The organism is Pantoea sp. PvP021 (genome assembly GCF_054056055.1).
This window is the reverse complement of sequence record NZ_JBSRXX010000008.1, coordinates 127,399-153,353: the sequence shown is the minus strand read 5'-3', so window position 1 is coordinate 153,353 and position 25,955 is coordinate 127,399. Positions and strand designations below refer to the sequence as shown.

Sequence of the window (25,955 nt, the reverse complement as noted above, 5' to 3'; positions counted from 1 at the left end):
ATTTTGTCCGATATTAACTATCTGAATAAATCCGGACAAGCGTACACTGCGCCTCATTATGGCGTGTGGAGAGTCAGCATGTTTTTCCTGTACCCGCTCTTTGCGGTAATAATCTGGTCGATCAACTCAATTGTCAGCAAACTCTCGGCGGATGCGATCGATCCGGCGGCAATCTCATTCTACCGCTGGTTACTGGCGCTGCTGGTGCTGACGCCTTTTGTGCTGCCCGGCGTGTGGCGCACGCGTCAGGTCATTAAACCGCACCTCTGGCGGCTGGCGATCCTTGGCCTGCTCGGCATGGTGCTCTATCAGAGTCTCGCCTACTACGCAGCACACAGTGTCAGCGCACTCTTTATGGGCATTATCGGCGCCCTCATCCCCCTGCTCACCGTACTGCTGAGCGTGGTGATCCTGCGGATTGCGCCGACGCTCGGCATCCTGCTCGGCAGCATCATCTCCTTTACCGGTCTGGTGTGGCTGGTCAGTGAGGGCAACGTGATGCAACTGATGAATCATGGCCTGGGCAAAGGTGAACTGCTGATGCTGGCCGCCTCCGCCGCCTATGCGCTGTATGGCGTGCTGACACGGCGCTGGGCACTGCCGCTGCCGATCTGGCAAAGCCTGTATGTGCAGATTTTATTCGGTGTCGTGCTGCTGTTGCCTGGTTTTCTGCTGGCCCCCGAGGTGGCGCTTAACCGGCACAACCTGCCGCTGGTGGCCTTTGCCGGTCTGTTTGCTTCGATCATCGCGCCGTTCCTGTGGATCCACGGTGTGCAGCGTCTGGGTGCCAGCACCACCAGTATCTTTATGAATCTGATCCCGGTATTTACCGCGGTGATCGCGGTGATTTTCCTGCATGAGCAACTACACAGTTACCACTGGATTGGCGGCGGTCTGACGCTTGGCGGTGTGATACTGGCGCAGCGGCTGCGTACCCCCTTATCCCGCCGTAAACCGGTGAGCCACCCGCAGCCCTGAATAGCGCGGCCGGCAGATTACGGGTAGCGGCTGTGGCGAGTGAGGGTACTGTTGAGGATGGCAGTGAAGAAAGGCTACAGCTGAAGCGTAAATCTCGCGCCGAAACGCATGTCCCCCGTGGGATTTCCCGGGGGCTTTTGCTATCATGGCCTATTCATTTTCCGGCGCACCCCACGCTGTTCTGTTTTCCCAAGGAATCCGCCATGCAACCACTCAGCGGCCCCGGTGTGCCGGTCGGCGATCGTTCATCTGTCAATCCGCAAACTGGCGTAACGCGTCACGGTTCAGTGGCCGGTGAACAGCCCCTCTCCCCTGCGCAGCGCACAACGTTAGAACGCCTGATCGTGCGTATCTCATCGCTCAGTAATCTTAAAGCGCCTGAACTGTGGGCGGGCGTACGCCATGAAGTGGGCGTAAAGAGTGAAGCGGAATTACAGTCGCGTCATTTTCCGGCAGCGGAACAGTACCTTAATGGCCGCCTTACGCAGACGCAAAATGGGCATGCCACACGCCAGCTGATGACCCAGCTCACCGATCTGCTGCCGAAAGGGAATAACCGTCAGGCCGTCAGCGACTTTATCCGTCAGCAATTTGGTCAGACCGTACTGAGCGCGCTGAGCCAGGATCAGCTGCGCCAGGTGCTGACGATGCTGCAGAACGGGCAGATGACGATTCCTCAGCCGCAGCAGATCCGCGTCAGCGATCGCACGCTGCTGCCTGCCGAGCACCATACGCTGAATCAGCAGGTAGTACGCCTGGCCGCTGCCACTGGCGAATCCACCGGTAAGCTGTGGACGGCTGCGCTGAAACTGGTCAACCTCACCAGCGGTGATCCCATCCCGTCGCGCCACTTCCCGCTGCTGACCCAGTATCTGCAGGTGCGCCAGACGTTGAGTCAGCACAGCGCACCGACGCTGCAATTGCTGGAAGCGTCCCTGAAACAGCCGCTTGATCAGCAGGAGCGGCAGCAACTGGAGGATTACAGCCAGCAGCGTTTCCAGGCGACACCGCAGACGGTGCTCACCGTAACGCAGACCCAGGATCTGCTGAACTTCCTGTTCAGCCGGCGCGCCGACCGGGCAGAAAAACTTCTCGAACAGCCGCTGGCTGCCAGCGAGATAAAACCCCAGCCGATCTGGTCACCCTTTGTTGCGTCGCTGCCGCCCGCGATTCAGCCTCTGGCAGAGCGCCCCCTGCTGGGCTTCTTTGTCGCTCTGGTTGTCATCACCCTTTTACTCTGGCTGGTCCTCTGAGTTAACAGCTACAGAATGCTTTGGGCGCGGCGACTGGCCATTCGCCCGGTGCATCACCCCAGGTCAGCGGATGACCGTCACGTTTCCAGAAATCCAGCCCGCCAATCAACTCCTTCACCTGAAATCCCAGCGAGGCCAGTTTCCAGGCCGCTTTCGTCGAGCCGTTACAGCCAATGCCGTCACAATACGTGACATAAACTTTGCTGCGATCGAGCCGGGCCGTGGTAGTGGCATCCATCTCGCGATGCGGAAAGTTGATCGCGCCGCAAATATGCCCGGCGCGATAAGCCTCCGGCGCGCGAGCATCGATTACCACGATATCCGGGATTTGCCGTTCCAGATCTTCCGCCAGATCCCAGGCGTCGGTGTAAAAAGCGAGTTTTGCCTGCAGATAGTCGAGGCTTTGCTGCGGGGTGGCGGCCGGAACTCGTAAAACCGATGACATAGCGATTCTCCTGTTGTGGTGAGTCTGCAGTTTACGGCAAAGTGGACTGCTTACTGATACCCATTCCCCATCAGGTATAAGACCCATATGTCTTCACCGTTATTACAACTTTTCCAGCATCAGACCAGTGGCGGCGTGCGCGAGCGGCTCTGCTCTACCCTGCGACTGGCGATCAACCGGCACCATCTGCATGCTGGTCAGCAGTTGCCGTCCAGTCGGCAGCTGGCGCAGGATCTGCGTCTGTCACGTGTGACGGTGGAAGCGGCCTACGGACAGCTGGAAAGTGAAGGCTATCTGCGACGCGAGACCGGTCGCGGTACTTTTGTTGCCATCATCATCCCCACCCACTCATCATCATTTCCAGCCCGGCCTCAGCCCGTCCGTTTCTCGGCGCGGGGCCAGCAGGTACTGGCAACCGGTGGCTGTCAGGATCCCCCTTTTCCCCATGCATTCGCCGCCGGTTCACCGGAGTTACGCGCTTTTCCCCATGACACGTGGCGACGCCTCGGCAGCAGCGTGCAGCGTTCACTGGGCAGTGCCGCAATGGGATACGGCGATCCCTGCGGCTACCTGCCGTTACGCAGCGCACTCGCGGATTATCTGGCACTTTCCCGGGGCGTGGCATGCCAGCCGGAACAGGTGATCATTCTGACCAGTTCACAACAGGCACTGCAGTTACTGGCAATGATGTTCGTCGATCCCGGTGATGAGGTATGGATGGAGGAGCCGGGCTATCCTGGTGCGCGTAACGCCTTTCTGGCTGCCGGCGCACAGGTGCGCGGGATTGAGGTCGATGCCGAAGGTGCCATCCCCGCCAGCGGCAGTGCAAAACTGATGTATCTGACGCCATCGCATCATTACCCTACCGGCGTGACGCTGAGCCTGACGCGACGCCTGGCGTGGCTGGACTGGGCGCAGCGCAACCGGTGCTGGCTGATCGAAGACGATTATGACAGCGAATTTCACTACGACGAACGTCCTATCCCTGCGCTACAGGGACTGGATCGCCATCAGCGGGTGATTACGCTGGGCACCTTCTCGAAGTCGCTGTTTCCCTCCCTGCGGCTGGCCTGGATGGTGGTCCCGCCTGCGCTGATTACCCCCATAGGCCAGGCACGCAGCGTGCTGGATGGACACAGCGCCCTGCTGCCGCAGGCTGTCACCGCCGCCTTTCTGCAACAGGGACATTTCGCCAGCCATCTGCGGCTGATGCGTCAGCTCTATCACAGCCGTCGCGATCTGCTGCTGACGCTAATCGCTCAGCAACTGTCGCCGTGGATCACGCCGATTGTCAGCAGCGGCGGATTACAGGTAACTGTCAGACTGCAACAGGATGAAGCGCGATTAAGCGCATTGGCGGCTCAACAGGGTTTGCTGCTGCCGCGTCTGAGTCCGCTCTATGCCGGGCCTTCATCTCAGCAAGGCTGGATGCTGGGCTTTGCCGCACTGACGCCTGACGAGATTGTGGCAGGATGCGATACATTGCTGCGGCTGCTGCAGCGGGAGGGCTAAAACGGAGGGTTGAATGAGGTAAAGCGGATGGGCTGTAAAACAAAAAGGGCCGGCAAGCCGGCCCTTCAGGGTGCTGACGTAATAATTACGCCTGATATTTACGCATGGTCAATGTGGCGTTGGTGCCGCCAAAACCAAAGCTGTTAGACATCACGGTAGTCAGCTCTTTTTCCATCGGCTCAGTGACGATGTTCATACCGGTTGCTGCCGCATCAAGCGAGGTGATGTTGATGCTTGGCGCGATAAAGCCATGCTCCAGCATCAGCAGCGAGTAGATCGCTTCCTGCACGCCAGCCGCACCCAGAGAGTGGCCGGTCATCGCTTTCGTTGCTGAGATGTATGGCGTGTTATCGCCAAACACTTCACGAATCGCACCCAGCTCTTTCACATCACCCACCGGGGTAGAGGTTCCGTGGCTGTTCAGATAGTCAATCGGGGTATCGACACCGTGCATCGCCATCTTCATGCAGCGCACTGCGCCTTCACCTGATGGAGCAACCATGTCTGCACCGTCTGAAGTGGCACCATAACCGACGATTTCGGCATAGATATGCGCACCACGTGCCAGCGCATGCTCCAGCTCTTCAACGACGACCATGCCACCGCCACCGGCGATAACAAAGCCGTCGCGCTCATTGTCATAAGTGCGTGACGCTTTTTCTGGCGTGTCGTTGTAACGGGTAGAGAGCGCGCCCATGGCGTCGAACTCACAGGCCATTTCCCAGCACAGCTCTTCGCCGCCGCCCGCAAAAACGATATCCTGTTTGCCAAGCTGGATCTGCTCAACGGCGTTACCGATACAGTGCGCAGAGGTGGCACAGGCGGAGCTAATCGAGTAGTTTACGCCATGAATTTTGAATGGCGTTGCGAGGCAGGCAGAGACGCCAGAGGCCATCGCTTTGGTGACAACATAAGGGCCAACCGCTTTCAGGCCGCGTGGGCTGCGCATTGCGTCAGCACCAAATACCTGGAAACGTGGGGAGCCGCCGCCTGAACCCGCAATCAGACCCACACGTGGGTTGCTCTGATACGCTTCAGCGCTGAGGCCAGAATCTTTAATCGCTTCTTCCATGGAAAGATAAGCATAGATGGACGCATCACTCATAAAGCGCACAACTTTGCGATCGATGAGGCCGGTGGTATCTAATTTAACGTTACCCCAGACGTGACTACGCATGCCGGAATCTTTCATCTCTTCAGAAAAGGTGATGCCAGAGCGTCCTTCACGCAGAGATGACAGCACCTCCTGCTGGTTATTACCAATACTGGAAACGATCCCTAAGCCAGTAATCACAGCACGTTTCATTCAATCTTCCTCATCCACTTCTTCTTAATTGGCATGCACTCTAGCGTACACTTGTACGCCGAACAAGTCCGATCAGCTATTTCCTTTTGTAAATTTGCGTCATGTCACGCGGGTCGCTAGAATCGCGCCACTGCCTGAAAAACGAGCCTTTACCGTGAAATTGACCCCGGTTGAACATGCAAAGCTAAACTGGAATGAACAGGGTACACCTGTTTCCCGAGCGTTTGGCGATGTCTATTTCTCTAATGACAACGGTCTGGAAGAGACACGCTATGTCTTCCTTGGCGGCAACGGTTTTCCCCAGCGTTTTACTGAGCATCCGCGCGATCTGCTGATCGTGGCGGAGAGCGGTTTTGGCACCGGTCTTAATTTCCTGACGCTGTGGCAGGCGTTCGATGCGTTTCAGCGCGAACAGCCCGACGCCACTTTAAAACGTCTGCATTTCATCAGCTTTGAGAAATTTCCGTTAACCCGTGAAGATTTAACTGCGGCGCAGCAGCACTGGCCCGAACTGGCCCCCTGGGCGGAGGCGCTGCAGGCGCAGTGGCCCGCTGCCCTGCCCGGCTGTCAGCGTCTGCTGTTTGATGGCGGCCGCATCACGCTCGACCTGTGGCTGGGCGATATTAACCTGCTGATGGGCCAGCTGGATGAGAGCCTGAATCGTCAGGTAGATGCCTGGTTTTTGGATGGGTTCGCGCCCTCAAAGAACCCGGATATGTGGACGCCGGAGCTGTTCGGCATGATGGCAAAACTGGCGCGGCCGCAGGGGACCTTCGCGACCTTTACGGCCGCAGGTATTGTCCGGCGCGGTCTGCAGCAGGCGGGCTTTGCGGTCATCCGCCGCAAAGGATTTGGTCCGAAGCGCGAAATGCTATGCGGGCCGTTGCAGGATGCGCCTCCGCTGCCCGCCGCGCAGCCCTGGTATCATCGTCAGGCTGCGGAGCAGCGTGATGTAGCCCTGATTGGCGGCGGCGTCGCCAGTGCCACCCTGGCGCTGGCGCTGCTGCGTCGCGGCTGGCGGGTAACGCTTTATTGCGCCGATGAGGCGCCCGCGCTGGGCGCATCCGGCAACCGTCAGGGAGCGCTCTATCCGCTGCTCAATCAGCACGACCCGGCACTTGCCACTTTTTTCCCCTCGGCCTTCAGCTTTGCCCGGCGGCTGTATGATCAATTAACCGTCACCTATGAGCATCACTGGAGCGGTGTGCTGCAGCTGGGCTGGGATGAGAAAAGCCGTAAGAAGATCGATCAGATGCTGGCGATGGACCTGCCTGAAATCATCGCCTGTGGCGTCGATGTGGCAGAAGCTGAAAAACTGGCAAATGTTGAACATGGCTGTGGCGGCATTTTCTATCCGCAAGGCGGCTGGCTCTCACCGGCAGAGCTGACCACCGCGATGCTGGCGCATGGCGAGACCCAGGGATTGCGCATTCACTGGCTGCACCGGGTGAGCGCGCTTTCCCGGGAGGATGATCACTGGACGCTGACGTTCAGCGATCGTCCGGCTGTGCGTCATCCGACCGTCGTACTGGCAAACGGTCATGCGATTGCTGACTTTGCGCAAAGCGCCCCGCTGCCGACCTATCCGGTGGCCGGTCAGGTAAGCCATGTTCCCTCCACGCCGGGCCTCAACGCGCTGCAAACGGTGCTCTGTTACGACGGCTATCTGACGCCTGTCAGCCCGCAGTTTGGTACGCACTGTATCGGGGCCAGCTATCACCGTGGCGATACCGCAACCGCGTATCGGGAGGAGGATCAGCAGGAGAACCGCAGCCGCCTGCTGCATTGCCTGCCTGACAGCAGCTGGGCCGAAACGGTGGATGTCAGTGACGGAGAGGCAAGAATGGGGGTGCGCTGCGCCACCCGGGATCACCTGCCGATGGTGGGCGGCGTGCCGGATTATGCTGCTACGCTGGCGCAGTATGCTGATTTACCGGCACAGCAGGCGGCAGGCAGCGATATCGCTGACGCACCCGATCTTGCGGGCTTGTATCTGTTTGGGGCGCTGGGATCGCGCGGCCTGTGCAGTGCGCCGCTGGCGGCTGAAGTGCTGGCAGCTCAGCTGGCGGGCGAGCCGCAGCCTCTGGATGCCAGTACCCTGGCAGCACTCAATCCGAATCGTTACTGGGTGAGGAAATTACTGAAGGGAAAAGCCGTTTAGCGGACGCTAAGGGCGGCACGCCGCCCTGCACCATTACGCGGAGAGCTGGCGTGCCTGAACAAACAGGTTATCCCACATCCCGACCACTAATGCCTGATCGCGCGGCGAGAGTTCTCCGGCAGCAATGGCATTTTGCAGACTGCGGGTCACCTGAATCTGCAGCGCTTCTGGCGTATGTTCGCCCAGTTGCTCCACTTCAGCGACGGCCAGTGTGAGATGCCCGCGCAGATAACCGCTGGCGAACAGCTCATCGTCACTGGCATGCTCGACCATGTCGTCAATCAGGGCCAGAATACGCGCTTCAAATTCTGCGATCATCTCAATTCCTCTTTTAATAATGCCTTTCTGCATCACAGATCGTCCGGCCAGGGAAACTGCGATGCTGTTAATGAAGGCCTGCCATAAAATTCCGCCAGGGCGGTAATAAAACGCGCGGGACGGTCGGGAATGCCCGACGTCAGATAACTCATGACCTGAGCATGCACTTTACGCTGGAACGCAATGCGATCCGGCTCACAATCCCCGTTGAGATTGTCACAACTCACGTTGAAGGGAAAGCCTGCCGCCGTACAAAACATCCACTCCAGCGCCTGTGGCTTCACTTCCACCGCTTCAAACTGACTCTGGGTCAGCGCATCGCGGCCATCCGGACAGTACCAGTAGCCAAAATCGACCAGTTTGCGGCGCGCTTCACCGGCGATGCACCAGTGAGAGATCTCATGCAAGGCGCTGGCGTAGAAGCCGTGAGCAAAGACCACACGATTCCACGGCGATTCGGCATCAGCAGGAAGATAGATCGGTTCATCATCGCCTTTAATTAGACGGGTCTGAAATTCATCGCTGAAACAGCGATCAAACAGCGTGATCAGCTGTTCATAATGATGAGTCGGGTTCATGACGGTATCAGGTTTTAGGTTACGATTGCAGCGTGGCAAGCCAGGCCATAACGGCGCTGCCATGGCTGTCCCACAGTAATTTAATGCTCATGACGGCAGACACAATCACCACCATCGGGCGGATCAGCTTCTGTCCGCGGCTCAGCACCAGTCTTGCGCCCAGACGCGCGCCGCAGAAAGCGCCGAGCATCATGATCAGGCCGGTTCCCCACACTACTTTGCCGCCGAACATAAAGAACAGCAGGCTGCCGAGGTTCGAGGTGAAGTTGAGGACCTTGGCATGGGCGGTCGCTTTGGCAAGGTTGTAGCCGCAGAGCGTGACGAAAGCCAGCGCATAAAAAGATCCTGCACCCGGTCCAAAAAATCCGTCATAGAACCCCACAGCCCCGCCGCCGACCAGGGCAAAGGCCAGACCATGCAGATGGCGCGCGCGATCCACTTCGCCGAGTCGCGGCATCAGCAGGAACCACAGACCGATAGCGATTAAAAACAGCGGCAGCATCTGGCGCAGGAAATCCGCCTGCAGGCGCTGAATCAGTATCGCGCCCAGCACGGAACCCAGCAGCGTCATGGCAATATTCAGCCATTGTCCATTCAGATTGACCGCACCACGCCGGATAAAGTAGAGACTGGCGGAAAACGATCCACCGACCGATTGCAGTTTATTGGTCGCCAGCGCCTGGGCCGGAGAGAGGCCCGCCGCCAGCAACGAAGGTACCGTAAGTAATCCCCCGCCACCCGCGATTGAATCAATAAAACCGGCGAGCATGGCGATTAAAAACAGCAGCCCGACGAGCAGCGGGCTGACCACAAACCAATCCATGGAATCCCTTACAGTAGATGTTTATCCAGCAGGGCCTGACAGGCAGGCGGTAATGGCGGCGGCTCACGTTTCACCGGCGCGCCCGAGCCAGGCTGTTTTGGCAGGAACCAGCTCTGCAGCTCTGCGCCACAGCCATCGCCAGCAGGCGGTGCGGGCTGATCTTCACAGCCGATACTGCCCGCCGGGCAGCGCAGGCGCACATGCATATGGGCACGGTGAGCAAACCACGGGCGCACTTTACGCAGCCAGTCACGATCGTTACCCGCATCGGCACAAAGCTGCTTTTTAATCGCCGGATTGACGAAGATGCGTGTCACATCATCATCTTTGGCGGCCAGTTTAATCAGGCTATCAATTTCCGGCTGCCAGTGACGCGCAATCACATTTTTGTCACCCGGCCCGACCAGATCGAGCGGCTGCGGCTTCAGCAGTTGCTGGGCGCTCCAGCGGGTTTTCGGCAGTTGCAGCCAGATATCAACATCCAGTCCGGTCTGATGGCTGGCGTGACCGCTGCTGAAACGTCCGCCTGCTGCCATGCCCATGTCACCAATCAGCACGTTGCCCAGTTGCAGGTTATGCACCTGCGTACTGAGACGCTGAATAAACTGAATCAGATCGGGATGACCAAAGTAGCGCCGCTGATCCTGACGCATCACCTGATAGTGTGGTGAATTCAGCGGCAGCGCCTCGGCGCCAACAATACAGCCGTTGGCAAAGCCGCCGATTGACTGCGGTGCACCGGTAATCGGCTGCTGGATGCGTTGCCACGGCGTCGCCGCCAGGCTGGAGGCGCTGATCAACAGCGCACTCAGGGTAAGCAGAAGAGCCTTCATGGCATCACCAGCGCGGTACGGAGCTGTTAACGTCACCGTTCTGCGCCCGCTGGCGCAGCAGATGATCCATCAGGACGATCGCCATCATCGCCTCGGCGATCGGCACTGCGCGGATCCCGACGCAGGGATCGTGGCGGCCTTTGGTGATCATCTCCACTTCTTCGCCGTCGCGGGTAATAGTTTTACCCGGCACGGTGATGCTGGAGGTTGGTTTCATCGCCAGATTGGCGCTGATGGTCTGGCCGCTGCTGATGCCGCCCAGAATCCCCCCGGCGTGGTTGCTCTGGAAACCATCGTGGCGGATCTCGTCGCGATGCTGGCTGCCGCGCTGGTTAACCACCGCAAAGCCGTCGCCGATTTCAACGCCTTTAACGGCATTGATGCTCATCAGCGCATGTGCCAGATCGGCATCCAGCCGGTCAAATACCGGCTCGCCCAGGCCTGGCGGCACGTGATCTGCCATGACCGTGACTTTAGCGCCAATTGAGTCGCCCTCTTTTTTCAGGCCGCGCATCAGTTCATCCAGCGCCTCCAGCTTGTCCGCATCCGGGCAGAAGAACGGATTCTCTTCCACGATGCTCCAGTCTTTCAGCTCACAGGCGATGTCACCAATCTGTGACAGATAGCCGCGCACCACAACACCGTGTTTCATCTGCAGGTATTTCTTGGCAATCGCACCGGCCGCCACGCGCATCGCGGTTTCGCGCGCCGACGAGCGTCCACCGCCACGGTAGTCGCGCTGACCATATTTCTGCTCGTAGGTGTAATCAGCATGGCCCGGACGGAAGAGATCTTTGATAGCGCCGTAATCCTGCGACCGCTGATCGGTATTTTCAATCAGCAGGCCAATCGAAGTACCGGTGGTCACCCCCTCAAAGACGCCGGACAAAATTTTCACCTGATCCGGCTCGCGGCGCTGCGTGGTATAGCGCGATGTGCCAGGACGACGGCGATCGAGGTCATGCTGAATATCCGCTTCGGTCAGCGGAATACCTGGCGGCACACCATCAACGATACAGCCCAGCGCAAGCCCATGGGACTCGCCAAAGGTCGTTACTCGAAAAAATTGCCCGATGCTGTTTCCGGCCATGCTGTTTCCTTCTCAGGGTTCGGCGGGCGATGCTTCGCCCCACTTTTAGTCTTTGTAAAAAGAGAAATGGTGTTTTGCGTCGACAATCTGCTGGCGCGTCAGCGTAAAGACGCCGTCACCGCCGTTGTCGAATTCCAGCCAGGTAAAGGGCACGTCGGGATACTGCTCGATCATGTGCACCATGCTGTTGCCCACTTCGCAGACCAGGACGCCCTGCTCGCTGAGATAATCCGGTGCACAGGCCAGAATGCGGCGTACCAGCTTCAGGCCGTCGCTGCCTGCCGCCAGCCCCAGCTCCGGTTCGTGGCGATATTCATTCGGCAGATCATCCATATCTTCCGCATCAACATACGGCGGATTGGTGACGATCAGATCATATTTCAGCGGTGGCAATTCGCGGAACAGGTCAGCGCGAATCGGCGTAACCTGATGAATCAGACCATGTTCTTCAATGTTCTGCTCGGCAACCGCCAGCGCACCGGTAGAGATATCCACCGCGTCCACTTCCGCTTCCGGGAAGGCATAGGCGCAGGCAATCGCGATGCAGCCGCTGCCGGTACACATATCCAGAATATGATGAGGTGGCGTGCTGACCAGACCGGCAAAGCGGTTCTCAATCAGTTCGCCAATCGGTGAACGCGGCACCAGCACGCGCTCATCAACAAAGAACTCGTGGCCGCAGAACCAGGCTTTATTGGTCAGATAGGCGACCGGAATGCGCTCGTTAACGCGACGAATGACGCGCTCAACGATCAGAAGACGTTCGCTGGCGGTCAGACGCGCATTGCGCATATCTTCAGGAATATCCAGCGGCAGCCAGAGTGACGGCAGGACCAGTTGAACGGCTTCGTCCCAGGGATTGTCTGTGCCATGTCCGTACCAGATTCCGGCAGCGGAAAAGCGGCTTACCGCCCAGCGCAGCATGTCCTGAATGGTGTGCAGCTCGTTCACTGCCTCATCGACGAAAATTTTGTCCACGTAGCCCTCCGCAGGCCTTTTGCTAAATCGGCCAGTAGTGTGCCATGAAGCCGGGGAGAATTCAGCGCAGCGAGGTGAAAAAGCTGACATTTAATGACGCTTAACGGTAAGGTATCGGCTCTGCTGTGTGACAGCCTTTTCTGATATGACTGACCTGCCATGAGTAAAAAAACACCACTAAGCCCGGATGACCAGGCGCTGTTTCGCCAGTTAATGACGGGTACGCGCCAGTTAAAACAGGACACGTTTGTCCACAAAGCGCCGGTTAAAACCCGCCACATCCCGGTAAAACGTCTGCTTTCAGAGCAGGCGGACAACAGTCATTACTTTTCGGATGAGTTTCAGCCGCTGCTCTCAACGGAAGGTGCCACCCGTTACGTGCGCGCCGATGTCAGCCATTTTGAGCTGAAAAAATTACGCCGTGGCGACTATACGCCGGAGATTTTCCTCGATCTGCACGGCTTAACGCAGCAGCAGGCCAAGCAGGAACTGGGGGCACTGATCGCCGCCTGCCGCCGTGAACATCTGTTCTGCGCCAGCGTCATGACCGGTCATGGAAAGCATATCCTGAAGCAGCAGACGCCGCTGTGGCTGGCCCAGCATCCGTGGGTGATGGCTTTTCATCAGGCACCCAAAATGTTCGGCGGTGACGCCGCGCTGCTGGTTTTGATTGAGATTGAGGAGTGGCAACCGCCTGAATTGCCCTGAGAGGGGCCGGAATGATCGGCCCACAGACGTCAGATTGCTTTAGCCAGCTTTTTGGGACTGACCTGCCACAGCAGTTTACCGGCACTCGCCGCGGGATCGAATTCCACGCAGGCAATAGCGGAAGTGGCAAACATTGGCGGTGCTTCCTGCGGGCACAGTTCAGAGACTAAATACCCCACCAACGGTAAATGTGAGATCACCAGAGCCGATTTCACGCCTTCATTCGCCAGGGCCTGCAGATAACACCCGACCATCTCCGGATCGCCGCCCGGCGTTAATTCCGGCAGAATGTCCTGGCTTTCCGGCAGGGGAAAGGCTTCACGCACGGTCGCGAGCGTTTGCTGCGCGCGTAAATAGGGACTCACCAGGACACGCTCAATGTCCGGCGTCTGGCTGTTAAGCCAGTTGGCCATCTGACGTGATTCATTGCAGCCACATAAGGTTAAAGGCCTGACTGAATCACTGGCTGCTTCCAGAGCCGCATCGCCGTGACGCATGATAAAAACTTGCATAAAGCACCGCTGTTGTTTGTCGACATCGCCCGACGCGTAGCGCCTGACTCTTCACTCTGCGAATGAACGCTGTGTTTTACCCTAATGGCTTTAGTATAGTCAACCGGTTGTTTATTAAATAAGCACTTCTCAGAATCATGCTGCGCCGCACACTCTGGCGGCGCTTTTCTAAGCCGCTGAATCGGATTGGTTATTCCATATTCAGCAGAAATGTAAAATTTCGTCTATTTTGCAGCCGCCTGAATCAGCGCCTCACAGGGTGTGAATCGTTCGCCATGCTGCTGCGCAAGCCGGGTTAATCTGTTGACCACTTCCGCCGCGCCCAGTTTGTCCATGTAGTGGAACGGGCCGCCTAAGAAAGGCGGAAAGCCGATGCCAAACACCGCACCGATATCCCCATCGCGGGCGCAGCGAACCACCTGCTCATCAAGACAGCGAGCCGCTTCGTTCAGCATCATCATCACGCAGCGTTCAGCAATCTGTGCTTCGCTCTGCCTGGCCTGCGGCGAGACTTTCAGCAACGTATACAGCGAAGCGTCCGGTTTTTTACGCTGCCAGCGCGGCTGGTCATAGCGATAAAAGCCTTTACTGTTTTTACGCCCCTTGCGGCCATCTTTCAGCACCGCATCAAAAGCAGCGGGGGCGGCAAAGCGTTCACCATAAGCCTGATACAGGATGGGGCTGATTTTGCTGCCAACGTCGATACCGACCTCATCCAGCAGCTGAATCGGGCCGACCGGAAAACCAAACTTCACCAGCGCCCGATCAATATGGTCAATCGGCTCGCCCTCCAGCAGGCAGCGCATCGCTTCATTTATATAGGGCGTCAGGATGCGGTTAACATAGAAGCCAGGCTTGTCCGCCACCACAATCGGAGTTTTACCCTGGCTGCGCGCCAGCGCCACAATCGTCACCAGCGTCGCGGTAGAGGTATTCAGATGAGGAATCACCTCCACCAGCGGCATTTTCTCTACCGGACTGAAATAGTGCAGCCCGATGACGTTCTCAGCACGTTGGGCGCCGGCGGCGATCGCCTCAATCGGCAGCGAAGAGGTATTTGAGGCAAACAGCGTATGCGGCTGACAGTGTGCCTCCACTTCGCTGACCATCTGCTGCTTCAGGGCTAAATCTTCGAATACGGCTTCAATTACCACGTCGCGCTGTGAGAAGCCCTGATAATCGATGCCGCCCGTGATACGTGCCATCTGCTGCTGACGCTGTGCCGGAGAGAGCTGGCGGCGTTTAACCTTTTTGCTCAGCAGTTCCCAGCTGGTTTTCAGCGCATGGTTCACCCCTTCCAGGCTGATATCTTTAATGCGTACCGGCAACCCGGCATTGATTGCGGTGACGCTGGCGATGCCGCCGCCCATCAGGCCGCCGCCGAGGATACCAACACGCTTAACGGTGCCGGGTTCCGCTTCACCGCCCCGCTCCTTTTTCATGGCCGTAGTCGCGAAAAAGATCCCGCGCAGCGCAACAGATTCTGGCGTCATCGCCAGCTCACCAAAAGCGCGCGCTTCAGCCTCATGTCCGGCCCGACTGCCCTGCTCCAGCCCGATGCGCACCACCTCAATAATGCGTTTTGCTGCCGGATAGTTACCCTGCGTTTTGGCTGCGGTCTGTCGGGTCGCCAGCGCAAACAGCGCCTGACGGCCAACCGGACCATGTAGCAGACGATCGCTCAGTGGCAGCGTTCGTCCACTAACCTTGCCCTTTTTCACCCGGGCAATGGCGGTCTCCAGCAGAATCGCCTGCGGCACCGCGTCATCGACCACGCCCAGCTTACGGGCCTGTTTCGCCCGCAGGGCTTTGCCAGTCAGAATCAGTGGCAGCGCCTGCTGCACGCCGATTAAGCGTGGCAGCCGCTGAGTGCCGCCAGAGCCTGGCAGTAAGCCGAGTTGCACTTCCGGCAAACCGAGGCGGGTTTTATCATCCAGCGAGCAGATACGGGCATCACAGGCCAGCGCCAGTTCCAGTCCGCCGCCGAGGCAGGTGCCGTGGATTGCCGCGACCACCGGGAACGGCAGCGCGTCGAGCGCAGCCATTACTTCCTGGCCCTGTTTTGCCAGCGCTTCGGCTTCCTGCGCGCTCTTACAGCGGTCAATCATGCTGATGTCTGCGCCCGCGATGAAGTTGTCCGCTTTGCCGGAAATCAGCACCAGGCCAGCCAGTTGCGGATCGCGTCGCGCTTCCGCAATGATGGCGGTGATCTGCCCGGCAAATTCCGCTTTCAGGGTGTTCATCTTCTCACCAGGGACATCGATCGTAATGATGCCGACGTGATCCAGTCGCATCTTCAGATGAAACGCATTCTGCTCCATTATTCGGCCTCCAGAATCATTGCCGCACCCAGGCCGCCTGCCGCGCAGGCTGTTACCAGTCCTAACCCGCCACCGCGACGGCGTAATTCATTCAGCGTCTGGGTGATCATGCGCGCACCCGTGGCGGCAAAAGGATGACCATAGGCGATCGATCCGCCCAGCACGTTAAAGCGCTCTTCATTCACTTCGCCCAGCGCGTGTGGGCGATTCAGCACTTCACGGGCAAAGCGCTCGTCGCGAAACATGTGCAGGTTGCTCAGCGTCTGGGCAGCAAAAGCTTCATGCATATCGATCAGCGTCAGATCGGCCAGGGTTATGCCGGCGCGATCCAGTGCCAGTGGTGAAGCGTATGCCGGGCCCAGCAGCATATCCTGCTGCACACCAATGGCGGTAAAGGCGTAGCTGCGCAGATAGCCCAGCGGCCTGATGCCCAGTTCACGGGCGCGGCCCTCGCGCATCAGAATCACTGCCGCCGCGCCGTCGGTGAGAGGCGTGCTGTTGGCCGCGGTAACGCTGCCGTGCTGGCGATCAAATGCCGGACGCAGTCGGGCGTAATCCTCCGCTTTGGCGTTCATCCGCACGTTATTGTCCTGATCGATGGCGCTTTTCCACGGCGGCACAAAGGCTGCCATGACTTCCTGATTCAGTACCCCGGATTGCCAGGCCCTTGCGGCATGCTGATGGGATCGCAGCGCCAGCGCATCCTGTGCTTCGCGCGTAATGCCGTGACTCTTAGCCATCTGCTCCGCAGTGTCGCCCATGCGCAGGCCGGTCGAATACTCCGCCACTGCGGGCGGGACCGGCAGCAGATCACGCGGACGCAGACGCCGCAGAATGTGCAGTTTTTGACCGAAGCTGCGAGCTTTATTGAGATCCACCAGCGCGCGGGCCAGCGTTTTACTGACACCAATCGGCAGCACCGAAGAGGAGTCCGCCCCACCAGCGATGCCCGCAGAGATGGTGCCCGCCATCAGACTTTCTGCCACATTCGCGACTGCCTGAAAACTGGTGGCGCAGGCACGGCTGATGCTGTAGGCGTCGGTATGCACACTCAGCCCGCTGCTCAAGACAATTTCACGTGCAATATTCGGCGCTTCCGGCATCTGCACCACCTGACCAAAGACCAGTTGCTCGATCACCTCTGCCGGCAATTCACTGCGCGCCATTAATTCGCTGACCACCATGCGTCCGAGTTCAATGGCGGGAATGCCATGAAAGCCGGTCGCCTGGCGCAAGAAAGGGGTGCGTAACCCGTGGGTTATTGCGATGCGTTCACCATCACGCGTCAGCAGCGGCTGCGCTTTGCTCATTGTTCTCACCTGTGGCTGGGACTGGGGCATCATTGCCTGAAGAGGTCTGACCTGATCAGTGTTAACCACAAGCGGGTGAGTCGCCAATATCGGAAAGGAAAAAGTGAGAAGGGAAACACGAAAATGAAAAACGCCGCATTGACGCGGCGTAGTAGGAATTAACGCAAACCGAGCTGAAAAATCATCGTTTCAGCCTGGCAGCTGAAGGTGAAATCAATATCCAGCTGCACACCCTGATTGATTTCACTGAAGCGGGATTCAATCACACAGGGTTCCGATTCAACGTCGCGGGCACGACGGGTCAGCTGCGCTAATTTAGCTTCCGCATCGGCACGCTGAGCAAACCACTCTGACCAGCTTGCAGTGCAATCGGTGTTATCCATTACCGTGCCCACATCAACACAACAACAGGCTGCGGTTTCGGTCGCACTGCATTTTTTAATGGCATCAGTCATTTCATTCTCCTGACCAGTAATCTGGCGGGTTGCGCGATTTTACAGGCGAAATTTTACCTGCTCGCTGAAACTTGTGCCATTCGCATGGCGCTAAGTGACGAATATCACAATAAAAATTGATCCAGAACAAACTGGAATCGGTATGCTGTGCAGAATCGGGGCTGTTTTGTTAAGCAGATCGAATTTTAAGCGATCAAACCTGAAATATTTTAAAAACAATATTGCAACATGTACACAGGTCGGACCTATACTCTCCGCACTGGTCTGATATGTGCACTTTACATCAGTCCCTACAATCCGCCGTCCTTTGTTACGCGACGTTATAGCGTTAAATAATAATTCACATGAGGTTGTGGTCATGAACCATAAAAACCTGTTTGCAAAGTCAGCCGTGGCGGCTGCAGTGGCGCTTGTCTCTTCACACGTTTACGCAGCTGGGTTTCAGTTAAATGAATTCTCTACGATTGGTTTAGGTCGCGCATATTCAGGCGAAGGGGCAATGGGTGATACGGCGGCATCCGCCAGCCGTAACCCGGCGACGATGGCATTAATGGATCGCCCGGAATTTTCTATCGGGGCAGTTTATATTGCGCCGGATGTAAATATCAGTGGTCGCAGTCCCAGCGGACGCAGCCTGGATGCTAATAATATTGCCCCGAATCAGTGGATCCCCAATATTCATTACGTCCAGCCCATCAACGATCAGTGGTGGATTGGCGCGTCTGCAACGTCAAATTATGGCTTAGCAACAGAGTTTAACAATGGCTACACCGCAGGCGGTTACGGTGGTAAAACCGACCTGATGACCGGCAATTTGAATCTCAGTACCGCTTACCGCTTAAATGAACATTTTAGTGTGGGTGTCGGTTTCGATGCGGTTTACGCCAAAGCTAAAATTGAACGCTATGCCGGTGAGTCAGGCGCGAGGCTGGGGGTTCCGGCTGATACGCAGGTTGCCCATCTGAAAGGCGATGAGTGGGGCTACGGCTGGAATGCCGGTGTCCTGTATGAGGTGGATGAAAATAACCGCTTTGGCTTTACCTATCGTTCGGAAGTGAAAGTCGACTTTGATGGTGATTACAAAAGCAACCTTTCTTCCCGGCTGAATGCGTTTAATGATCCGACAGTGACCGGTGTTCCTGATGGCACCAACGGCACCACCGTTCCGGGCGCGTTAACCCTGAATCTGCCAGAGATGTGGGAAGTGTCGGGCTGGCATAAAGTGGCACCGCAGTGGGCGGTGCACTACAGCATGGCGTACACCAGCTGGAGCCAGTTCCAGGAGCTGAAAGCCACCGGTTCTAACGGTCAGACGCTATTCTATAAAGATGAAAGCTTCCACGATGCGTACCGCATTGCGCTGGGCACCACCTATTCCTACGACAAGAACTGGACTTTCCGAACCGGTATTGCGTTTGATGATAGCCCGGTGCCGGCTGATAAGCGTTCTATCTCTATTCCGGACCAGGATCGTTTATGGCTGAGTGCTGGTACGTCCTATGCGTTTAACGATGATGCGTCGGTCGATTTGGGCATCTCTTATATGCATGGCCAGAAAGTGACAGTGAAAGAAGGTCCTTATACCTTTACCTCTGAAGGCAAGGCCTGGCTTTACGGCGCGAACTTTAACTACAAGTTCTGATTAGATAGCACGATTAAAAAGGGCGACTCTGGTGAGTCGCCCTTTTTCGTGGCCGTGGATCGCTTAATGGATCAGGGAGCATACGCCCTGCGCAAAGAGGCAAAAACCGCCATCTCTGGCGGCGCATCGCGGGCGATTACTCGGCGTCAATATCCTTAAGGTCATCCTGAATCGCGGCTGCGTTAGGATTATCTTCCGGCTTGAGCTTGCCGCCGCGCGCCAGGAAGTCGTGACGCTGGAAGTAAGCATTACGGATAAAGGCGTACGGATCGCTCTGCTGTTTCAGGATTGCATCAGAGTCCAGCAGCTGCGCGCGGGTCTCAATCCCTTCAAGCGTCCATTTACCAATCGACATTGGCCAGGTCAGCCAGCCAAGGATCGGATAAAGCGTATCGACGTAGTCGCCGCCATCCTGACGCACCGTGAAGCTGCCGTAAGCAGGCAACTCAACGTAAGGCCCGTAGCCGACGCCATAGTGACCCAGCGTGGTACCGAAACGGTGCGGCTCTTCACGCGCCAGTTCCGGGTTCGCCTTACCGGCAACGTCAATGAAGCCGCCCAGTCCCAGCACGCTGTTCAGGAAGAAACGGGTGAAGTGAATACCCGCATCACGTCCGTTACCGATCAGGATGGCGTTGACCATGCTGGCAGGTTCTTCCAGGTTGCCGAGGAAATTGCTCAGGCCGGTACGTGCCGGCACCGGCACATAATCACGCCAGGCCACAGCGACCGGACGCAATACATACGGATCCAGCACGTTGTAGTTAAAGTTAAACATCGTGCGGTTAAAGCCTTCGAACGGATCGCTGCGCTGAGCAGGATCGCTATTCGCCGGCTTTGAACTGGCACAACCTACCAGAAGGACGCTGGCGACAGCCAGGCTGGTCAGGCGATAATTCATTCCAATCTCCCTGTGCGGATGAAAAAGGTCTACCCATCGTTCAGGTCACAGCCCGGTATCGTATCGACTTACCCGATGAGCATAGCTGACTTTGTGCCAGAGGCAGCAGGCAATGGCACGCATCATCCTGAACGCGGTCAGTTGATGCGTTCAGGGAAGCTGCTGATTAATCTCTACCGCGATCGGCTGATGCCCATCCCAGGGCGTCACTGCGCTCAGGCCCAGCCAGTCACCCGGCCGGGGATTGGCTGGGTCACGGGAGATACGCACCCGGACCTCGACCTGATGCTGCGCCGAAAGCAGGCGATCCGGCATCATGGCGTTGCTGTCATCCAGCGTCAGCGACAGCGGGAAGTGACTGAGCGGCATCCGCTTAACAGCCACCGGCACCAGTGAAGCACCGTCAGAAACCGAAATATACAACACTCCGTCCTGCGGTAACATTTTTTCTGCCTTAGGTGCCAGCGTCACGGTCAGTGCCAGTTGACGACTCTGTTGCCCGGCGGCACTTCTGGCCTTTTCGATGCTGCGGGCGATCATCGCGTGTCGCGAATCACCGGCCGGCAACAGACCCAGCAGAGTCTGCCATGCGTCGATAGCCTGACCATATTGCTGCTGTCCGTAAGCATTAAATGCCAGCAGGCTCAGCGTACGCAGGTTTTGCGGATCCGCTTTTAGCAATGCCTGCAGCAGCAGTGATGCCTGACGGTTATCCTGCGGGTCGGGGGATCGCGTCAGGACTTCGGCATAATCCTGTTTTAGCGCCAGATCGTTGGGAGCAAGCTGTAGCGCATGCTCAAATGCCTGGCTGGCCGTATCGGCATTATTCAGCACCATGCCGAGCCGTCCCAGCATCGTCCAGTCAGCCAGATTATCCGGTTCCGTTTGCAACGCGGTACGCAATCCGAGCTGTAAACGCGCCAGCTCCTCCATGCTCAGCGGTTTAGCGCCAGGGTCCATCAGTCGGGCACGCAGCTCAGGATACGCCTGCTGCACCTGCTTCCAGCCCGTGAGCTGTGCCAGGCCACCGGTTTTCAGGTAAGTCCCCAGCGATACCCCAATCAGCACGATCAGGCCTGGCAGCAAAATCCAGCGACCGCTGCTGTGTGATTTCATCGTCTGTGCCGGTGGAATATCCGCCAGCAGTGTCTGCTGTAACTCCCGCTCCATCAGTGGACGCTCAGCGACGACGCCCTGATCTTCATCCTGTGCCAGCTCATCTATCCGCTGATGGTAGAAGCGCTGATTAAGGCGATCGCGATCGCCTGTGCTGGCCTGACGTTGCCGCCAGCCCGCCGCCAGGAACAGCGTACAGGCCGCCAGCAGTAACAGAAAAAGGGTAATCCAAAATGCACTCATTACGGCTTCCTGTCTGACTTCAGTAGCGCATTAAGACGCTGTTGCTCATCTTCATCCAGCTCACTGCGGGTTTTGCGCTGACGGCTGCGCAGGATAATCACCGCGCCGCCCAGCAGCGCAAATAGCACCGGACCAGCCCACAAAACCAGGGTTGAGGGCGTGACCGGTGGCGAATAGCTGACGAAGTTACCGTAACGCGCCACCATATAGTCGATGATCTGCTGGCGACTCTGGCCCTGCTTCATCAGCTGATAGACTTTCAGCCGCATATCGGCGGCAATCATGGCGTTAGAGTCGGCGATGCTGTTGTTCTGGCACTTCGGACAGCGCAGTGAAGCGGTCAGGTCGCGGTATTGTTCTTCCTGGGCCACCGAGTCAAATTGCAGCGTGTCGATGCCTGCCCACAGGTTGATGCTGAACAGCAGGCCGCAGAGCAGTAACAGCGTTCTCATGATCCCGCCTCCGCACTGTATTTCACCCACAAGGGTTTCACTTCCTGATCCCAGACGCGCGCATTGAGATCGCCCGCGTGGCGATAACGGATGATCCCCTTACCGTCGATCAGAAAGGTTTCCGGCGCGCCATAGACGCCGAGATCCAGTCCCAGCATGCCGTTGCCATCATAGAGGCTTAGTGCGTAGGGGTTGCCCAGCGTATTCAGCCAGTTAACCGCCTTGTGACGATCGTCTTTGTAGTTCAGCCCGACGACGCGAATGCCCTGCTCCGCCAGCGTATTCAGATACTGATGCTCGGCGCGACAGGTCGGACACCAGGTCGCCCAGACGTTCAGCAATATCGGTTTACCATCCGTCAGCACGCGCTGGTCGTAGGTTTTGCCTGGCTGGTCGAGTGCTTCCAGCCGGAACAGCGGCACCGGCTTGCCGATCAGAGCGGATTCGAGACGGGTCGGATCGTCGCCATCGGCATTACGTGTCAGTTGCCACAGCAGCGCCGCCGCCAGCAACAGAAACAGCATCAGGGGAATAAACAGGATTTTTTTGTTCATGTCCGCTCCTCAATTCCCGCTTTTTTGCGCGAACGATAACGGGGATCAAACAGGCAGAACAGCCCACCCAGCGCCATCAGCGCGCCACCGAACCAGATCCAGCGGACAAAGGGTTTGTAGTAGATGCGCACGGCCCAGCCGCCATCCTCCAGCTCTTCGCCCAGCGCCGCATAGAGATCGCGGCTGAAACCCCCATCAATCGCCGCTTCGGTCATCATGGTGCGGGCGGCCGTATAAAAGCGTTTCTCTGCCTGCAGCGTCGCTTCATGTTTGCCGTTGCGCGTGACATCGATGATGCCCATGCCACCGCTGTAGTTAGGCCCCTGCAGATTCTGCACGCCGCGGAAGACAAAGTGATAGTGATGAATATCGATGCTATCACCCGCCTTCATCCGCACATCGCGTTCCACGCTGTACTGGGTGCTGAATGCAATACCGATCACCGTCACCCCTACCCCAAGATGGCCCAGTACCATGCCCCAGTGACTGCGCGACAGGTGACGTAAACCGGCAAAGAACGGATGACGGTGAGTGGCGCGCTCATGCAGTTCCAGCAGCGTCAGCACGATAATCCAGAGTGACATCAGCAGGCCAACCATGGTCATCGCCTCAATGCGATCCTGCAGCCACCAGGGAATGATGACGGAACAGGCCAGGGTCGCGATCAGTGCCAGCGCCAGCCGCTTTGCCAGCTTCTGCGGCTCATCGCGACGCCAGCGCACCAGCGGTCCGATCCCCATCAGCAAAGCAAACGGCGCCATCAGCCAGCTGAACATGGTGTTGAAGAACGGCTCACCGACCGAAATGCTGCCCAGGCCCAGTTGCTTGTGCACCAGCGGCAACAACGTGCCGAGCAGAACCACCAGCATCGCGGCAATCAGCAGCACGTTATTACCCAGCAAAAACGATTCGCGCGACCAGGTTTCATTCTGCACCCGGCCACGTACCTGCCCGCCTTTAATTGCGTAGAGCAGGAGCGAACTGCCGATAACAATCACCAGAAACGCGAGGATAAACATCCCGCGCGCCGGATCCGAGGCGAAGGAATGCACCGACACCAGCACCCCGGATCGCACCAGGAACGTCCCCAGCAGGCTCAGCGAAAACGCGGTAATCGCCAGCAGCACGGTCCAGGCCTTAAAGGTGCCTCGCTTTTCCGTGACCGCCAGCGAGTGCATCAGGGCGGTACCTGCCAGCCACGGCATAAACGACGCATTTTCAACCGGGTCCCAGAACCACCAGCCGCCCCAGCCCAGCTCGTAATAGGCCCAGGCCGAGCCAAGGACAATACCAATCGTCAGAAAGACCCAGGCCGCCGTGGTCCAGGGACGCGACCAGCGCGCCCAGGCCGTATCCAGCCGTCCGGCCATCAGCGAGGCGATAGCAAAAGCAAACGCCACCGAAAAGCCGACATAACCCATATAGAGCAGCGGCGGATGGAAGATCAGGCCGATATCCTGCAGCATCGGATTCAGGTCGTGCCCGTCTATCGGAAAGTCCGGCAGCGTGCGGCCAAATGGATTCGAGGTCAGCAGGATAAACAGCAGGAAGCCGAGATTGATCATGCCCATGACCGCCAGCACGCGTGCCAGCGCATCCTGCGGCATACCGCGACTGAATATCGCCACCGCTAATGTCCAGGTGCTGAGCAGCAATACCCACAGCAGCAGCGATCCTTCATGCGCGCCCCAGGTGGCGGCGATGCGATAATAAACCGGCAGCAGGCTGTTAGAGTTTGTGACGACGTAGGCAACGGTAAAATCGTTGCTGATAAAGGCCCAGACCAGCAGCGCGAAAGCCGCCGCGATGCAGATAAACAGACCGCAGGCCAGCGGACGCGCCATCGCCATCAGGCGGGCATCCTGGCGCACTGCGCCCCACAGCGGATAGCTGCTCAGCAGCAGGGAGAGTCCCAGTGCCAGGCAGAGCAGAAAAGTACCAATCTCGGGCATCATGATGATTTATTTCCCGCCTGATACAGCGACTGCGGGCCGGTGTGATTACTCTTCATCGCGTCTTCAATCTCCGGCGGCGTATATTTCTCATCATGTTTCGCCAGGACTTCTTTGGCGATCACCTGGTTGCCCGCCGCCAGCACGCCCTGCGCGACGACGCCCTGCCCTTCACGGAACAGATCCGGCAGGATGCCTTCAAAACTGACGCTAACCACGCCGCGGGCATCATAAAGTTTGAACGACACGGCAAGCGTATTCGGATCGCGCCGGACACTGCCGGGCATCACCATGCCGCCGACGCGCAGCCGCTGACCCGCTTCGGGCTTCTCGTGCGCTTCGCCTTTGCCGTAGAGGATTTCACCTGGGGTATAGAACAGATCGATGTTTGAGCGCAGCGCATACATCACCAGCGCGGTGGCCAGGCCGAGGCCGAGCAGAATCGCCACTGCCGCATAGAGGCGGTTGCGTCGACGGGTATTCACAATGTCTCTCCTGCCGCTTCAGCCGCGGCTTTTTTAGATTTCGCTGCCCGGATGCGGCGTTTCCGCGCGTCGTGCTGGCGGATCTCAGCCAGCAGGCGGCGGCGCAGCAACAGGGTATGCAGCGTCAGCCCGACAAGCGGAATCAGCGTGCAGGCAACTGCCAGCCAGACATAGAAGGCGTAGCCCCCCATCTCAAAGAAGGCGTGCCAGGAGGAAAAGGCGGGTGTCATGCCTGCTCTCCCCGCTTCGCCACATCAATCGCCCAGGGACGGTGACGTTCGGTTAACAGAATCAGGTTGCGCAGCCGCATCAGGGTCAGCGTGATAAATACCAGCAGATAACCGATGATTGCCCAGCGCAGCGGCGTTCGCATCACCGGCGCAATCGCCTGCTGGAGAATGCCCGACGAGCCCTGATGCAGGGTATTCCACCACTGCACTGAGAAGTGAATGATCGGCAGATTAACTACGCCGACCAGGATGAGAACACCCGCGGCCCGGCCTGCGGTGCGGCGGTCATCAAAAGCGTGCCAGAGCGCAATCACGCCCATATAGAGGAACAGCAGCACCAGCTCCGAAGTGAGGCGCGCATCCCAGATCCACCAGGTCCCCCACATCGGCTTACCCCATGCGGATCCGGTGACCAGCGCAATAAAGGTAAATACCGCGCCCACCGGTGCCATGGCGGCGGAAACCAGATCGGCCATTTTCATCTGCCACACCAGGCCGATAAAGGCGGCGATGGCCATCGAGGCATAAATGCCCATCGACCACATCGCGGCGGGCACATGAATGTACATGATGCGGAAACTGTCGCCCTGCTGATAGTCAGCGGGAGCAAATCCAAAGCCCCAGGCCCAGCCCAGCAGCAACGCCGCCAGCCCTGAGATGGCGAACCACGGCACCAGTCGCCCCGAAAACTGATAGAGCCGTTCGGGCCTGGCCAGCTGATGTAACGCTTTCCACATATCAAATGCTCACATTAACGATAAAAGAGTGTTGCCGCGTCTTTTACGCGCGGTTATTTCAA

The 25,955-nt window shown here is 57.9% G+C and carries 26 protein-coding genes; 6 read left to right on the top strand and 20 right to left on the bottom strand.

Annotation, left to right across the window (positions count from 1 at the left end; translation table 11 throughout):
• Positions 1-78 precede the first annotated feature (78 nt).
• Together ACVKSX_RS18855 and flk are read left to right on the top strand one after the other, a co-directional pair.
• Positions 79-978 carry a DMT family transporter gene (locus tag ACVKSX_RS18855; protein ID WP_124890151.1) on the top strand — a complete coding sequence of 300 codons (900 nt, stop codon included), beginning with the start codon at positions 79-81 and terminating at the stop codon, positions 976-978.
• Positions 979-1,181: 203 nt separating this feature from the next.
• The gene (gene flk, locus ACVKSX_RS18850; RefSeq protein WP_010671443.1) at positions 1,182-2,231 is read left to right on the top strand and encodes a flagella biosynthesis regulator Flk; all 1,050 of its coding nucleotides are present in this window, start codon (positions 1,182-1,184) and stop codon (positions 2,229-2,231) included.
• A gap of 1 nt (position 2,232) precedes the next feature.
• Here flk and ACVKSX_RS18845 read toward each other — a convergent pair whose 3' ends face one another.
• The gene (locus ACVKSX_RS18845) at positions 2,233-2,676 is read right to left on the bottom strand and encodes a rhodanese-like domain-containing protein (protein WP_263054163.1); all 444 of its coding nucleotides are present in this window, start codon (positions 2,674-2,676) and stop codon (positions 2,233-2,235) included.
• Positions 2,677-2,763: 87 nt separating this feature from the next.
• On the opposite strand from ACVKSX_RS18845, the gene pdxR reads away from it, so the two are divergent.
• Positions 2,764-4,188: a MocR-like pyridoxine biosynthesis transcription factor PdxR gene (pdxR, locus tag ACVKSX_RS18840; protein ID WP_010671441.1), complete on the top strand. Its 1,425-nt coding sequence runs from the start codon at positions 2,764-2,766 to the stop codon at positions 4,186-4,188.
• A gap of 85 nt (positions 4,189-4,273) precedes the next feature.
• Here the strand turns inward: pdxR and fabB are convergent, their stop codons facing one another.
• Positions 4,274-5,494 (bottom strand): beta-ketoacyl-ACP synthase I, encoded by a 1,221-nt coding sequence (gene fabB / locus ACVKSX_RS18835; protein WP_010257968.1) that lies wholly within the window; start codon positions 5,492-5,494, stop codon positions 4,274-4,276.
• Positions 5,495-5,648: 154 nt separating this feature from the next.
• Between fabB and mnmC the strand changes: the two genes are divergently transcribed.
• On the top strand, positions 5,649-7,655 hold the full coding sequence (mnmC, locus tag ACVKSX_RS18830) for a bifunctional tRNA (5-methylaminomethyl-2-thiouridine)(34)-methyltransferase MnmD/FAD-dependent 5-carboxymethylaminomethyl-2-thiouridine(34) oxidoreductase MnmC (protein WP_129063027.1): 2,007 nt from the start codon (positions 5,649-5,651) through the stop codon (positions 7,653-7,655).
• A gap of 33 nt (positions 7,656-7,688) precedes the next feature.
• On the opposite strand, the gene ACVKSX_RS18825 is transcribed toward mnmC, so the two are convergent.
• Genes ACVKSX_RS18825 through prmB form a run of 6 tightly spaced genes read right to left on the bottom strand, consistent with a single transcriptional unit; the run spans position 7,689 to position 12,275 of the window.
• Positions 7,689-7,973, bottom strand: a complete 285-nt coding sequence (locus tag ACVKSX_RS18825; RefSeq protein ID WP_010257960.1) for a YfcL family protein — start codon at positions 7,971-7,973, stop codon at positions 7,689-7,691.
• Between the two features lie 32 nt (positions 7,974-8,005).
• Positions 8,006-8,551 carry an elongation factor P hydroxylase gene (locus tag ACVKSX_RS18820; RefSeq protein ID WP_122458001.1) on the bottom strand — a complete coding sequence of 182 codons (546 nt, stop codon included), beginning with the start codon at positions 8,549-8,551 and terminating at the stop codon, positions 8,006-8,008.
• Positions 8,552-8,570: 19 nt separating this feature from the next.
• Positions 8,571-9,374: a sulfite exporter TauE/SafE family protein gene (locus ACVKSX_RS18815; RefSeq protein ID WP_284672084.1), complete on the bottom strand. Its 804-nt coding sequence runs from the start codon at positions 9,372-9,374 to the stop codon at positions 8,571-8,573.
• An 8-nt stretch (positions 9,375-9,382) separates the two neighbouring features.
• Positions 9,383-10,207, bottom strand: a complete 825-nt coding sequence (mepA, locus tag ACVKSX_RS18810) for a penicillin-insensitive murein endopeptidase (protein WP_010257953.1) — start codon at positions 10,205-10,207, stop codon at positions 9,383-9,385.
• A 4-nt stretch (positions 10,208-10,211) separates the two neighbouring features.
• Positions 10,212-11,297 carry a chorismate synthase gene (gene aroC, locus ACVKSX_RS18805; RefSeq protein WP_010257950.1) on the bottom strand — a complete coding sequence of 362 codons (1,086 nt, stop codon included), beginning with the start codon at positions 11,295-11,297 and terminating at the stop codon, positions 10,212-10,214.
• 45 nt (positions 11,298-11,342) lie between these two features.
• A complete protein-coding gene (gene prmB / locus ACVKSX_RS18800; RefSeq protein ID WP_010257947.1) occupies positions 11,343-12,275 on the bottom strand; it encodes a 50S ribosomal protein L3 N(5)-glutamine methyltransferase in 933 nt (310 codons plus the stop codon).
• 159 nt (positions 12,276-12,434) lie between these two features.
• Here prmB and smrB point away from each other — a divergent pair, with 159 nt between their 5' ends.
• Positions 12,435-12,983, top strand: coding sequence for an endonuclease SmrB (smrB, locus tag ACVKSX_RS18795; RefSeq protein WP_010257944.1), 549 nt, complete (start codon positions 12,435-12,437; stop codon positions 12,981-12,983).
• A gap of 29 nt (positions 12,984-13,012) precedes the next feature.
• On the opposite strand, the gene sixA is transcribed toward smrB, so the two are convergent.
• The 4 genes from sixA to ACVKSX_RS18775 form a co-directional block, all read right to left on the bottom strand.
• Positions 13,013-13,495: a phosphohistidine phosphatase SixA gene (sixA, locus tag ACVKSX_RS18790; RefSeq protein ID WP_045139790.1), complete on the bottom strand. Its 483-nt coding sequence runs from the start codon at positions 13,493-13,495 to the stop codon at positions 13,013-13,015.
• A gap of 224 nt (positions 13,496-13,719) precedes the next feature.
• A complete protein-coding gene (gene fadJ / locus ACVKSX_RS18785) occupies positions 13,720-15,816 on the bottom strand; it encodes a fatty acid oxidation complex subunit alpha FadJ (RefSeq protein ID WP_354438133.1) in 2,097 nt (698 codons plus the stop codon).
• The gene (gene fadI, locus ACVKSX_RS18780; protein WP_354438132.1) at positions 15,816-17,126 is read right to left on the bottom strand and encodes an acetyl-CoA C-acyltransferase FadI; all 1,311 of its coding nucleotides are present in this window, start codon (positions 17,124-17,126) and stop codon (positions 15,816-15,818) included. Before fadI ends, fadJ begins: the two co-directional genes overlap by 1 nt.
• Before the next feature lie 158 nt (positions 17,127-17,284).
• On the bottom strand, positions 17,285-17,581 hold the full coding sequence (locus ACVKSX_RS18775; protein ID WP_354438131.1) for a YfcZ/YiiS family protein: 297 nt from the start codon (positions 17,579-17,581) through the stop codon (positions 17,285-17,287).
• A 358-nt stretch (positions 17,582-17,939) separates the two neighbouring features.
• On the opposite strand from ACVKSX_RS18775, the gene fadL reads away from it, so the two are divergent.
• Complete coding sequence (gene fadL, locus ACVKSX_RS18770; RefSeq protein WP_207253993.1) at positions 17,940-19,223, top strand: long-chain fatty acid transporter FadL; 1,284 nt, start codon at positions 17,940-17,942, stop codon at positions 19,221-19,223.
• A gap of 136 nt (positions 19,224-19,359) precedes the next feature.
• Here fadL and mlaA read toward each other — a convergent pair whose 3' ends face one another.
• The 8 genes from mlaA to ACVKSX_RS18730 all read right to left on the bottom strand — a co-directional run bounded on the left by mlaA (position 19,360) and on the right by ACVKSX_RS18730 (position 25,893).
• Entirely contained in the window at positions 19,360-20,124 is a 765-nt protein-coding gene (gene mlaA, locus ACVKSX_RS18765) for a phospholipid-binding lipoprotein MlaA (protein ID WP_010257927.1), read from the bottom strand.
• Positions 20,125-20,274: 150 nt separating this feature from the next.
• Positions 20,275-21,483, bottom strand: coding sequence for a c-type cytochrome biogenesis protein CcmI (gene ccmI / locus ACVKSX_RS18760; RefSeq protein WP_207253995.1), 1,209 nt, complete (start codon positions 21,481-21,483; stop codon positions 20,275-20,277).
• On the bottom strand, positions 21,483-21,935 hold the full coding sequence (locus tag ACVKSX_RS18755) for a cytochrome c-type biogenesis protein (protein WP_207253996.1): 453 nt from the start codon (positions 21,933-21,935) through the stop codon (positions 21,483-21,485). Before ACVKSX_RS18755 ends, ccmI begins: the two co-directional genes overlap by 1 nt.
• On the bottom strand, positions 21,932-22,489 hold the full coding sequence (locus tag ACVKSX_RS18750; RefSeq protein WP_010257920.1) for a DsbE family thiol:disulfide interchange protein: 558 nt from the start codon (positions 22,487-22,489) through the stop codon (positions 21,932-21,934). Before ACVKSX_RS18750 ends, ACVKSX_RS18755 begins: the two co-directional genes overlap by 4 nt.
• Entirely contained in the window at positions 22,486-24,444 is a 1,959-nt protein-coding gene (locus ACVKSX_RS18745) for a heme lyase CcmF/NrfE family subunit (protein WP_187501155.1), read from the bottom strand. Before ACVKSX_RS18745 ends, ACVKSX_RS18750 begins: the two co-directional genes overlap by 4 nt.
• Positions 24,441-24,926, bottom strand: coding sequence for a cytochrome c maturation protein CcmE (ccmE, locus tag ACVKSX_RS18740; RefSeq protein ID WP_010671430.1), 486 nt, complete (start codon positions 24,924-24,926; stop codon positions 24,441-24,443). Before ccmE ends, ACVKSX_RS18745 begins: the two co-directional genes overlap by 4 nt.
• Complete coding sequence (ccmD, locus tag ACVKSX_RS18735) at positions 24,923-25,156, bottom strand: heme exporter protein CcmD (RefSeq protein WP_122457990.1); 234 nt, start codon at positions 25,154-25,156, stop codon at positions 24,923-24,925. The genes ccmE and ccmD overlap by 4 nt, the downstream gene beginning before the upstream one ends.
• The gene (locus ACVKSX_RS18730) at positions 25,153-25,893 is read right to left on the bottom strand and encodes a heme ABC transporter permease (protein WP_010257913.1); all 741 of its coding nucleotides are present in this window, start codon (positions 25,891-25,893) and stop codon (positions 25,153-25,155) included. The genes ccmD and ACVKSX_RS18730 overlap by 4 nt, the downstream gene beginning before the upstream one ends.
• Positions 25,894-25,955: the final 62 nt, after the last annotated feature.

What these genes read in the sequence shown, in the direction of transcription:
- aroC (WP_010257950.1), bottom strand. Translation starts at nt 11,297, where the DNA reads ATGGCCGGAAACAGCATCGGGCAATTTTTTCGAGTAACGACCTTTGGC.
- ACVKSX_RS18775 (WP_354438131.1), bottom strand. Translation starts at nt 17,581, where the DNA reads ATGACTGATGCCATTAAAAAATGCAGTGCGACCGAAACCGCAGCCTGT.
- ACVKSX_RS18845 (WP_263054163.1), bottom strand. Translation starts at nt 2,676, where the DNA reads ATGTCATCGGTTTTACGAGTTCCGGCCGCCACCCCGCAGCAAAGCCTC.
- fadL (WP_207253993.1), top strand. Translation starts at nt 17,940, where the DNA reads ATGAACCATAAAAACCTGTTTGCAAAGTCAGCCGTGGCGGCTGCAGTG.
- fadJ (WP_354438133.1), bottom strand. Translation starts at nt 15,816, where the DNA reads ATGGAGCAGAATGCGTTTCATCTGAAGATGCGACTGGATCACGTCGGC.
- mlaA (WP_010257927.1), bottom strand. Translation starts at nt 20,124, where the DNA reads ATGAATTATCGCCTGACCAGCCTGGCTGTCGCCAGCGTCCTTCTGGTA.
- ACVKSX_RS18730 (WP_010257913.1), bottom strand. Translation starts at nt 25,893, where the DNA reads ATGTGGAAAGCGTTACATCAGCTGGCCAGGCCCGAACGGCTCTATCAG.
- mepA (WP_010257953.1), bottom strand. Translation starts at nt 10,207, where the DNA reads ATGAAGGCTCTTCTGCTTACCCTGAGTGCGCTGTTGATCAGCGCCTCC.
- ACVKSX_RS18825 (WP_010257960.1), bottom strand. Translation starts at nt 7,973, where the DNA reads ATGATCGCAGAATTTGAAGCGCGTATTCTGGCCCTGATTGACGACATG.
- pdxR (WP_010671441.1), top strand. Translation starts at nt 2,764, where the DNA reads ATGTCTTCACCGTTATTACAACTTTTCCAGCATCAGACCAGTGGCGGC.
- smrB (WP_010257944.1), top strand. Translation starts at nt 12,435, where the DNA reads ATGAGTAAAAAAACACCACTAAGCCCGGATGACCAGGCGCTGTTTCGC.
- sixA (WP_045139790.1), bottom strand. Translation starts at nt 13,495, where the DNA reads ATGCAAGTTTTTATCATGCGTCACGGCGATGCGGCTCTGGAAGCAGCC.
- ACVKSX_RS18820 (WP_122458001.1), bottom strand. Translation starts at nt 8,551, where the DNA reads ATGAACCCGACTCATCATTATGAACAGCTGATCACGCTGTTTGATCGC.
- flk (WP_010671443.1), top strand. Translation starts at nt 1,182, where the DNA reads ATGCAACCACTCAGCGGCCCCGGTGTGCCGGTCGGCGATCGTTCATCT.
- ccmI (WP_207253995.1), bottom strand. Translation starts at nt 21,483, where the DNA reads ATGAGTGCATTTTGGATTACCCTTTTTCTGTTACTGCTGGCGGCCTGT.
- ACVKSX_RS18750 (WP_010257920.1), bottom strand. Translation starts at nt 22,489, where the DNA reads ATGAACAAAAAAATCCTGTTTATTCCCCTGATGCTGTTTCTGTTGCTG.
- ACVKSX_RS18855 (WP_124890151.1), top strand. Translation starts at nt 79, where the DNA reads ATGTTTTTCCTGTACCCGCTCTTTGCGGTAATAATCTGGTCGATCAAC.
- ACVKSX_RS18755 (WP_207253996.1), bottom strand. Translation starts at nt 21,935, where the DNA reads ATGAGAACGCTGTTACTGCTCTGCGGCCTGCTGTTCAGCATCAACCTG.
- ACVKSX_RS18745 (WP_187501155.1), bottom strand. Translation starts at nt 24,444, where the DNA reads ATGATGCCCGAGATTGGTACTTTTCTGCTCTGCCTGGCACTGGGACTC.
- ccmD (WP_122457990.1), bottom strand. Translation starts at nt 25,156, where the DNA reads ATGACACCCGCCTTTTCCTCCTGGCACGCCTTCTTTGAGATGGGGGGC.
- ACVKSX_RS18815 (WP_284672084.1), bottom strand. Translation starts at nt 9,374, where the DNA reads ATGGATTGGTTTGTGGTCAGCCCGCTGCTCGTCGGGCTGCTGTTTTTA.
- fadI (WP_354438132.1), bottom strand. Translation starts at nt 17,126, where the DNA reads ATGAGCAAAGCGCAGCCGCTGCTGACGCGTGATGGTGAACGCATCGCA.
- fabB (WP_010257968.1), bottom strand. Translation starts at nt 5,494, where the DNA reads ATGAAACGTGCTGTGATTACTGGCTTAGGGATCGTTTCCAGTATTGGT.